The organism is Acinetobacter sp. ANC 4805 (genome assembly GCF_022549495.1).
Lineage (GTDB): Bacteria > Pseudomonadota > Gammaproteobacteria > Pseudomonadales > Moraxellaceae > Acinetobacter.
In genome coordinates, this window is record NZ_JAKZGD010000033.1 from 1 (window position 1) to 254 (window position 254).

Below are 254 nucleotides of genomic sequence, written 5' to 3' on the forward strand. Positions count from 1 at the left end.
GTGGCGGTGTAGTCGATGCCGTTCACATTGACGATGATGGTTGCGCTTGGGTCATCTATGCTGCCGCTAAGCGCTGGGGTTTGGTCATTGCTGCTGAGATCGGTCAAGGTCACTATAGGTGGAGTCAGGTCAATTGTAATCGTACCGGTATCGGTACCCACATTGCCTGCTAAATCAGTCGCAGTCACGGTAACGCTATAGCTGCCTTCTGCCAATGCAGCCAAGCTATTGTCTGCTAAAGTCCAAGTACCATC

At 51.6% G+C, this 254-nt stretch carries 1 protein-coding gene; it reads right to left on the reverse strand.

The features are described from left to right. On the reverse strand, positions 1–254 hold a 254-nt coding region (locus MMP60_RS15875), incomplete at both ends, for an Ig-like domain-containing protein (protein ID WP_241337292.1).